This window comes from Candidatus Aminicenantes bacterium (assembly GCA_026393795.1).
Lineage (GTDB): Bacteria > Acidobacteriota > Aminicenantia > UBA2199 > UBA2199 > UBA2199.
This window is the reverse complement of sequence record JAPKZL010000252.1, coordinates 1-9,252: the sequence shown is the minus strand read 5'-3', so window position 1 is coordinate 9,252 and position 9,252 is coordinate 1. Positions and strand designations below refer to the sequence as shown.

Sequence of the window (9,252 nt, the reverse complement as noted above, 5' to 3'; positions counted from 1 at the left end):
TGAGGTCCACCGGGGCGATCAGGTCCAGAATATGGTAAAGCCGCAGGATATGGATTTCGTAATTTTTTTCCCGGCCGCCGAATTCCAGGAATATTTTATGGAACAATTTGTTGTAGGTTTCGATCTTGCGGAATTCCTCCATGCGCTCGGCCAGGATGTGAAAAATCTCGGCTTCCAGGAAAATGGACTTGTTGACGCAAACCAGCGAGGCGATCTTGTCACTGCTCACCTGGAACAGTTTCTTGCCGGCGTCGTAGACGATCTTGTCGGTGATGACGCCTTTCTTGGTGGTTTTTATGGTAAATTGAAACTCATCCGCCGCCGGCTGCTCAAAGACCATGGTCGTCCCCTGCAACGCCTTGTAGCTCTCGAAAATCCGCTCAAATCCCAGCAGCAGGTTCTCATCCTGGTAGTAATACAGCGTGTGCTTCTTGTGGGTGAAGGTATCCAGGGCCTCGATCTCGATGTCCGAACCGAAACGGTACAGGTAGTTTTTTAGGCGGACCGCCCCGGACGCGATCTCCCTCTGGGTGAGGAAATACCTGGTTTCGCCCTCGCTGAAGATCGATTCCTCGAGTTTTTTCCTGCGCTGCAGCAGGTTCTTCTTGTTCTCAAAACTGAGGCGGCTCAAAAAGGGATTCGTCTCGCCGATCAGGGCGTTCTTCTTGAGATGATAGAGCACGGAAAGCAGGTGCCATTTCCCCCAGCCGCGCGCGCTGGTTTGCTGCAGGTCGATCTTGTACTGGGTGGTCATGATGTAGTTCAGGGCGAAGCACGTTGCCGCGAAGGCGGGATCGGTCGGCGCCACCTTGACGAAATTCTCGACGAAAAACTCGGTGCTTTCCGAAGCCTGCCGGGTCTTCAGAAAATCCGTGATGGCAACGAATATTTCCGGCGCCAGTTCCTTCAGGTTTTCCTTCAGCATCATCTTGTCGTTGATGAAGGCGATGGAATTTTCCTTGTTCAGTACCGTGGTCAGCTTCTTGCGCAATATGACGAAATCGCGCTCGATCAGCGGCGACTGGGTGCGGCGCGGGTCATGGTCGATGGTGAGATATTCGCACTCCCTGCCGTTTTTTTGCCCCTTGTGCGGCAGCAGCAGCTCGATCTTCTGCTTCTTAAGGTATTCGGTGTACTTGCGGAATTCCGACGTCCCGTCATAGCTGAGGCGGATCTCGTCCCGGCCCGGGCGGCTGCGCACCTCTTCGACCTTGAGGATGATTCCCTCTTCCGCCGACGTATATTTTTTGTTGCCGATCGGCAACTGGCCCGGATACTCCTTGTAAATCAGATCGCCGGCAACGTATTCGCAGTCGGGATTATAGACCTTGACCTTGCTCTTGCGGTTGTCCCGGGTTTTGAAAAGGGCCAGCTGATAGACGATGTCGGCGAACTCCAGCGGCTGGGATTTCCCCTTGAGAACCGATTTGATGAAATCGACATCTTCATTGCCGATATCCAGACTGTTTTCTAGTTGCTTATCCACGCTAGTGCATCTCCCTGAACAAATTTTCGACTTGGCCAGCGACCTGGCTCCCCCTGACGATTTTCGTTCCCGAACGGTCGGCCAGGGCGGCTTTCAGTTTTTCGGCCGATGTGATCAGCACTTCCTCGCCGCCGCCGCGGATATAGTCAATGGCCGCTTTTATTTTCGGTCCCATGGATCCCGGCGGGAACTGCCCCTGAGCGAGCATTTCCTGGGCTTTTTCCACGTCCATGCTGGCGATCGGCTTGGCGTCGGGACGGCCGAAATTTTCCACCACCCGGTCGACGCCGGTGAGGATGATGAACAGGTCGGCCTTGGCTTCCCGGGCGATCAGCGCCGACGCATGGTCCTTATCGATGACCGCCTCGACTCCCTCGATCAGCCCGGAAGAATTGATAAAAACCGGGATGCCGCCGCCGCCGGCGGCAATGACGATGATACCCTTTTCCACCATGGCCCGGATAGCGCGCTTGGGGATGATATCGATGGGCAGGGGCGAGGGTACGACGCGCCGGAAACCGCGGCCCGCGTCCTCGACCATCTGCCACTTGTTTTCCTTTTTCAACTGCCCGGCCCGGAAACTGTTGTAGAACGGACCGATGGGTTTCGTAGGCTTTTGAAAAGCCTTGTCCTCGCGGTCGACCACCACCTGGGTCAGGACCGTCGACACTTCCTTGTCGATGGAGCGCTTGCGCAACTCGTTCAGGATGGCCCGCTCCAGCATGTAGCCCATGCTGCCCTCGGTCATGGCGTCGCAAACATCCAGGGGCAACGCGGGAATGGTGGTGGCAGCGGCTTCCATTTGCAGGAGGATATTGCCCACCTGGGGGCCGTTGCCGTGAACGATGATCAGCTCGTAGCCTTTGCGGATGATCTCCACCATCAACTGCGCCGCTTTTTGGGCGTTGCGGTACTGTTCCCTGGCCGTGCCTTTTTCGCCGGCCGCGAGCATGGCATTTCCTCCGAAAGCGATCAGAGCCAGTTTATTTTTCATTCTCTTCCATTACAAATATAATCCGGACAGCGGCTCCCGTCAACGCGACTCCCGATTTCCCGGCAGTGTTATCTCTACTTTTTCCTGAATTTCTTCTTCAAAATTTCTTCCAGGTTGGGCCGGCCGATCTCCTGGAGTTCATAGCCGACGCGCACGGTCGGTTTCTTGAACTTGACGATCCGGCCCAGGTCGATCGGGGTGGCGATAATGATCAGGTCGCAATCGACCTTGTTGATCGTCGCTTCCAGGTCTTTCATCTGCTTGGCGCCATAGCCCATGGCCGGCAGCAAAACGCCGATATCGGGATACTTTTTGAAAGTTTCGGCTATCGTTCCCACGGCATATTCCCTGGGGTCGACCAGTTCGCCGGCGCCGAATTTTTCGGCGGCCATGACTCCGGCGCCGTACTGCATCTCACCGTGGGTCAGAGTCGGGCCGTCCTCGATGACCAACACCCGCTTGCCGCGGATTTTTTCGCTGTCCTTGACCTGCAGGGGGGAGGCGGCGTCAACGACGATGGCCTTGGGATTCAGCTCGCGGATATTCTCCCTGACTTCCAATATGTTCTCCAGGTCGGCCGTATCGATCTTGTTGATCACGATCACGTCGGCCCGGCGAAAATTGACCTCGCCCGGATAGTATTCACGCTCATGTCCGGCCCGGTGCGGGTCGGCCACGACGATTTCCAGGTCCGATTTGTAGAACGGGAAATCGTTGTTGCCGCCGTCCCAGAGGATGATATCGGCGACTTTTTCGGCCTCGCGCAGGATGGCTTCGTAGTCGACCCCGGCGAAGACGATGACCCCGTTCTCGATATGGGGTTCGTATTCCTCCATTTCCTCGATGGTGCAGTTATGCTTTTTTAGATCGGCCTTGGTGACGAATTTCTGCACCTTCTGCTTCACCAGGTCGCCGTAGGGCATGGGATGGCGGATGGCGGCCACCTTGAAGCCCATGCTGATCAGGATTTGGCTGACCCGGCGCGTGGTCTGGCTTTTTCCGCAACCCGTGCGCACGGCGCAGACCGAAACCACCGGTTTGCGGCTGGCGATCATGGTGTCAGCGGGTCCGAGCAGGATGAAATTGGCTCCCGCTGCCATAACCTCCGATGCCTTGTCCATGAGATAGGTGTGGCGGACGTCGCTATAGGAAAAATAGACGTCCTGAATGGCCAATTTTTTAATCAGGTCCAGCAGTTCGCTCTCGGGGTAGATGGGAATGCCCTGAGGGTACATTTCGCCGGCCAGCTCTTTCGGATACTTGCGGCCGGCGATATCGGGAATTTGCGTGGCCGTGAAGGCTTTCACCCTTACATCTTTGTTTTTTCTGAAAAAAGTGTTAAAATTGTGGAAATCTCTTCCAGCAGCACCCATGATTAAGGCGTTACGCATCCAATCCTCCTGTTTGTTCAGTTATTTTCAAGCCAGGGAAATGAAGTAGAAGTATAATCAATATCCGCGCCGATGTCAATGATTTTTGGCTTGTTTTTACCGGTTTTTTAACGAATTTTTAACGAAAAAAAGGCATTTTTTCCTAGGCTTGACTCAAAACGGCCAATTTCATATACTGCATGCATGAACGATAAAAAAACCGCCTCTGGGGAACCCATCCTGGTTACGGGTGGGGCCGGCTACATCGGCAGCCACGTGGTGCGCGATCTCGGCGAAAAAGGTTACTATCCGGTCGTTTTTGACAATCTCTCTTCGGGAAGGGCCGAAGCCGTGCTCTGCGGGGAACTCGTCCGCGCCGATATCGCCGATACCGAGCTCCTGGGTTCGGTCATCCGCCGCCAGCGGATCAAAAGCGTCATGCATTTTGCCGCCTTCATCGTGGTCGACGAATCGGTCGCCCAGCCGCTGAAATACTACGAGAACAATTCCGTCAACTGCCTGCGCCTGCTCAGGTGCTGCCTGGAAAACGGGATTGAAAATTTCATTTTTTCCTCGACCGCCGCCGTGTACGGCATGCCCGAACGGGTCCCGATTAACGAGAAAGCCGCCTTGCTGCCGATCAACCCCTACGGAAGCTCGAAACTTGTCAGCGAAATGATGCTGCGCGACGCGGCGGCCGCCAACCCCGGATTCCGCTACGCGTCGTTGCGTTATTTCAACGCCGTCGGCGCCGATGCGCAAGGCCGGCTGGGGCAGAACTACCTTCGCCCCACCCACCTGCTGACCCTGGCCCTGAAGACCGCCCTGGGGCAGTTCCCGGCCCTGAAGGTATTCGGGACCGACTATGCCACACCCGACGGCACGGCCATTCGCGACTACATCCATGTCGACGACCTGGCCAGCGCCCACATGCTGGCTCTCGATTTCTTGAAAGCCGCCAAGCAGAACCGGATATACAATTGCGGCTACGGCCGCGGTTATTCGGTGCTGGAAGTCATCGCCGCGGTCAAAAGGGTGACCGTCAGCGACTTCCGGGTCGAGTTGACCGGCCGCCGGCCCGGCGACCCGGCCGCATTGATCGCCGATTCCAGCCTGATCCGCGGCGAACTCGGCTGGAAACCCAGCTATCAGGACCTGGACGAGATCATCCGCACCGCCTGGAACTGGGAAAAAAAGCTGGCCGCGGCCCTCAAGCCATGAAAAAGAAACTGTTCGCCGCACTCTGGCTCGCTTGCCTGGCGCTGGTCACCCCCTCGGCGGGAACTTTAAGAGCCGCCAAGTACCCTCCCGGCCTGCGCTGGCGCGAGGTCGCCCGCGGCTCTTTCACTATTATATTTCCCGCCGAGCGCGCTGCCGAAGCCGAGGCCGCACTGGCGGCGGCGGAAGGTCTCAACGAAAAGCTGGCCTCCTTCTGGAGGTTCCGCCCCCTGGGCCGCGTGCGCCTTGTCCTGTCCGACAGCACCGACCAGCCCAACGGCTTCGCCACCTATTTCCCCTTCAACCTCGTCGAGGCCGACCTTCCCGAGTCGCCGCCCGATTCCGAGCTGGCCGTAAGCCGAGGCTGGCTCGACTTGGTCCTGGCCCACGAGCTGACCCATGTATTCACCCTGAACGCCGGGTCGGACCTATTCCGCATCGCGCATGGCATATTCGGCAACCTGCCGCTCCTCTACTCGGCTACGCAATTGCCGCCCTGGGTCATCGAGGGGCTGGCGGTGGAAGGCGAGTCACGCCTCACCGGCGACGGCCGCCTGAATCACTCCCCCTACCGCATGATGCTCGACGCGGCCCGGCGCGACGGCCTTTTCCCGAGCTGGAGCCGCATCGCGGGCATGCCCGCCGCCTGGCCGGGAGCGACGTCCAAATACCTTTTCGGCGCCGGCTTCATGGAATTCCTGGCCGAAAAATACGGAGTCGACAGCCTCAGGAAATACCTGGAGCGGGTGGCCGACCAGTTGATCCTGTTCGGCAGCAGCCGCGACTTCAAGAGGACATTCGGCGGGCCGCTGGGAAAACTCTGGACTGAATACCGGGATCATTCACCGGCCACAACAGTGCCCGCTCCCCGACCATTGACCGCCAGCGGCTTTCTTCACCAGTATCCCTGCCTGCTGGGAAATGACCGGCTGGCGTATTACCACCGCGACTACCGGAGCCGGGGCGCGGTGGAGATCCTGGAGCTATGGGGAGGCCGCGAGAAAGTTCTGTTCGCCATGGATGCGGTCAATGGTCTGAGCTTCTCTGAAAAAGAAAATAAAATATACCTGTCCGCCGTCGACTATTTCCATGCCTTCAGCGATTTTTCCGATCTATACGAGTACGACATGAAAAAGGGGCGGCTGAAGAGGCTGTCGCGCGGCGGGCGACTCTCCCAGCCAGCCAAGAAAGAAAATTCCGACGAGATCTTCTGCATCCAGCGTCGCGACGGCCGCTACTACCTGGCCGACTTCGACACCCGCCGGCAAACGTCAAGAACACTTTCTTGCGGCTTTGCCGGACTCTCGCAAATAAGCCTGTCGCCAAATCAAAGTCTCCTCGCCGCCGCGGTCAAGCCCGAGGGCGGGCCGTGGGGCATCGGGCTCTTTTCGCCCTCAGGGGAATTGAGCCTGTTCATCACCGCTCCGGGGGCCAACCTCAGCCAGCCCCGTTGGCAGGGCGACCGGCAGCTGTTCTTTATCCTGGTCGAAAAGGATACGTCGCGCCTGGCCTCGATCTCCCTGGACGGGAACGGCGGCCGCACCTGCGTCGACCCGCGCCTGTCGGCATTGCAGCAGTTCACTTTCTCCAACGACGGCCGTGAGGTTTTTTTTACATGTTTCAGCGGCCGCGGCATCGAGCTCTCGCGGCTCGGCCTTGACGGTCTTGCATTCTCTCCGCTGGGCCTGACCGTGGCTCAGGAAGCTCGCGACACAAAGCCCGGGCCGATTCCGGCTTCCTCCCGCCCCTACCGCTTCTGGCGCGATCTGCTGCCCAAGTGGTGGTCCCCCGCCTGGCGGACAAGCGGTGACGAAATCCAAGCGGGCGCCCTGACCAGCGGCCAGGATGCCCTGGGCATCCACAGCTACAGCAGCGAAGGATACTACGGTTTTTCCAGCCACCGAGCCAATCTCCTATTTCAATACGTTTATGATGGCTTGTTCCCAACTCTAACATTTGCTTACAAAGACAGCGTCGGCTACTACCGCGGCTCTCGGAATTCTTTGCGTACCCAGGAACTGAAGCTTGCCTCGTTGTGGCCTTTGCGCATTCGCCGGCGCTCGCAATTATATGGATATGCCGACGTGCACCTTGAGAGGCGCAGCCACATCGACGGGTGGAACACATTCACCTATACCGGAAGCTTCAACGGCTTGCGCCTGGGATTGGAATTCAATTCTTCCCGCGACTACTACGATTCCATTTCTCCCGCGGACGGGGTCCTGGTCACCTGGCAAGGATCCGTTCATCCCGCCGGCCTGGGCAATGAATTCACCTGCCGCAGCGCCCAGCTCGACCTGCGCCAATATATCCCCCTCTTCCGGCCCGGGGTGCTGGCCTGGCGCCTGGCCATGGCCAGGAGCTGGGACGCAAGCAACCATTACTACGACATGGGCGGCCGCGAAGCGGAAACAGGCCTGGGCGGCAGCCAGCCATTCCACCTGATGCGCGGCTTCCCGGCAGGCTACCAATGGGGCGACCGGGGTTGGCTGTTCAACCTCGAATACCGCTTGCCCCTGTTCAAGATCGAAAAGGCGGTCCTCCCGGCGGTCAGCTTGGACCGGGTCTATCTAAGCACGTTCTTCGACATGGGTCGCCTTGGGAGTGGATCCAGCGCATTCCCCACTGCTTACTCCGTTGGGACCGAGGCGGTGCTGCGCCTGGCCTTCGGCGGTGCCGCGGCCTATGACTTTTGCCTGGGCGCGGCCTGCGGCTTCGGGCCGGAGAGGCAGTACCAGTTCTATCTGCGCATGGGCCGCAGCTTTTAATCAACAGGTTTTGTAGAAAAAACGGTAAACCGGAGTGTAGGGGCGGTTCGTGAACTGCCCTTTTGGCAAATGGCGCGTAAGCCTACCCTAAATGTAGATTGAGAATATCTTGATTAAAATTGCTAAAGTTTTACAATCTAGATATCTGGAGGTGGCAGATGGGAACTTTTATATTGATGACCAAGATGACCCCGGAGATTTCGGCCGACCTGAAGCGGCGCGAAGCCATCGGCAAGGCCTGGAAGAAGCAGGTGGCCAAGCTGTGCCCCGACGTCAAATGGCAGGCGCATTACGCGCTGCTGGGGCCGTACGATTTCATGGACATCTACGAGGCCAGGAACGAGGAAACGGCGGCCAAGGTGTCGCTGATCAGCCGCGCCAACGGGGCGCTGAAAGCCGAAAGCTGGCCGGCGATCGAGTGGAAGCGCTTCATCACGATCACCAGGGAGATCGGGATCTGAGAATCACTTCCCGGCTTGATCTCGATGCCGGTTTTTCAACAAATTATTGAAGTTCGATAGTGTCGAGCTGCAAGCTGAAACGGCCCGGTTTGGGACCGGCGGTAAACGCAATGGCCGTGACCTGGGCGCTGTCGAAATTTGAAAAAGCGCTGAAAGCGAATGTGAATGGCTGCCACTCGGCCGTGCAGGTGAAAGACTTGGCAATCGGGATAAAGCCTGTTTTTTTTGTATAAAACAGGATTTGATAGGTTTGGCCATCGCCTTTGGCCCAAAACGCGATGCTTTTTTTCTCCGACAGATCGACCGCGGCGAACGGTTTTTCAGCTGGGAACATAATGGTACCGCTCCAGGCAAAGGCGGCACCGGCAACCACTTCGCCTGCCAATGCCAGGCAATAGCGGCTGTTATTCGCACCTCCTGCCGCAATTGTTAGATCGACTGTGGACTTGCCGCCCATGATCGAATCGGTCGAAGGCTGCCAGCCGGAACCGAAACGGCTGCTGCGGGCGCCTTCCTCAAAATCACTGATCAACCCTGTCCCCAAGCCAGCGGGCGGCATGGGCTTGGGCTGGTTGGCAACAACTTTTTTTTCCTGGACAATCTTTTCGCAGTAACTGGTCCGGTCCAGCTCGACTCCCTCCTTCCAGATGCCAGCGATGCGGCGCGTGTCTTTGATATTGACAAGAGGGTTGCCTTCGACCAGGAGCAGGTCGGCCCGCAATCCCTTGGCGATGCGGCCGCGGTCGGCAAGGCCGAAGACTTTCGCCGGCAGCGCGGTCGCCGCTTTCAAAGCCTCAGCCGGAGAAAACCCGCTTTGCACCAGGAGTTCCAATTCCTGATGCAGGCTGGCCCCGTAGGCCGTGCCGGGATTGGGAGCGTCGGTCCCGGCCAGCACCAATAGTTTACTTTGTTTGAACAGCCGGGTGATCCGTTGCGCCCGCTTGAAATTCTCCTC

Annotated in this window: 7 protein-coding genes; 3 read left to right on the top strand and 4 right to left on the bottom strand. The window is 57.9% G+C overall.

Features of this window, described 5'->3' with window-relative positions; genetic code table 11:
- The 3 genes from NTW95_12640 to NTW95_12630 form a co-directional block, all read right to left on the bottom strand.
- The coding region (locus tag NTW95_12640; protein MCX6558256.1) for a hypothetical protein at positions 1-1,486 on the bottom strand (1,486 nt) is incomplete at its 3' end.
- A gap of 1 nt (position 1,487) precedes the next feature.
- Positions 1,488-2,480 carry a carbamate kinase gene (arcC, locus tag NTW95_12635; protein ID MCX6558255.1) on the bottom strand — a complete coding sequence of 331 codons (993 nt, stop codon included), beginning with the start codon at positions 2,478-2,480 and terminating at the stop codon, positions 1,488-1,490.
- Between the two features lie 74 nt (positions 2,481-2,554).
- Complete coding sequence (locus NTW95_12630; protein ID MCX6558254.1) at positions 2,555-3,871, bottom strand: cyclic 2,3-diphosphoglycerate synthase; 1,317 nt, start codon at positions 3,869-3,871, stop codon at positions 2,555-2,557.
- Between the two features lie 183 nt (positions 3,872-4,054).
- Between NTW95_12630 and galE the strand changes: the two genes are divergently transcribed.
- From galE to NTW95_12615, 3 genes are all read left to right on the top strand, one after another.
- Positions 4,055-5,071: a UDP-glucose 4-epimerase GalE gene (gene galE, locus NTW95_12625; protein ID MCX6558253.1), complete on the top strand. Its 1,017-nt coding sequence runs from the start codon at positions 4,055-4,057 to the stop codon at positions 5,069-5,071.
- On the top strand, positions 5,068-7,836 hold the full coding sequence (locus tag NTW95_12620) for a hypothetical protein (protein ID MCX6558252.1): 2,769 nt from the start codon (positions 5,068-5,070) through the stop codon (positions 7,834-7,836). Before galE ends, NTW95_12620 begins: the two co-directional genes overlap by 4 nt.
- Before the next feature lie 158 nt (positions 7,837-7,994).
- Entirely contained in the window at positions 7,995-8,297 is a 303-nt protein-coding gene (locus NTW95_12615) for a GYD domain-containing protein (GenBank protein ID MCX6558251.1), read from the top strand.
- 43 nt (positions 8,298-8,340) lie between these two features.
- Here the strand turns inward: NTW95_12615 and NTW95_12610 are convergent.
- Positions 8,341-9,252 (bottom strand): CIA30 family protein (locus tag NTW95_12610; GenBank protein ID MCX6558250.1); only part of this gene is annotated, 912 nt, incomplete at its 5' end.

Coding starts and splice junctions, on each gene's coding strand:
- NTW95_12615 (MCX6558251.1), top strand. CDS start 7,995: ATGGGAACTTTTATATTGATGACCAAGATGACCCCGGAGATTTCGGCC.
- NTW95_12630 (MCX6558254.1), bottom strand. CDS start 3,871: ATGCGTAACGCCTTAATCATGGGTGCTGCTGGAAGAGATTTCCACAAT.
- arcC (MCX6558255.1), bottom strand. CDS start 2,480: ATGAAAAATAAACTGGCTCTGATCGCTTTCGGAGGAAATGCCATGCTC.
- NTW95_12620 (MCX6558252.1), top strand. CDS start 5,068: ATGAAAAAGAAACTGTTCGCCGCACTCTGGCTCGCTTGCCTGGCGCTG.
- galE (MCX6558253.1), top strand. CDS start 4,055: ATGAACGATAAAAAAACCGCCTCTGGGGAACCCATCCTGGTTACGGGT.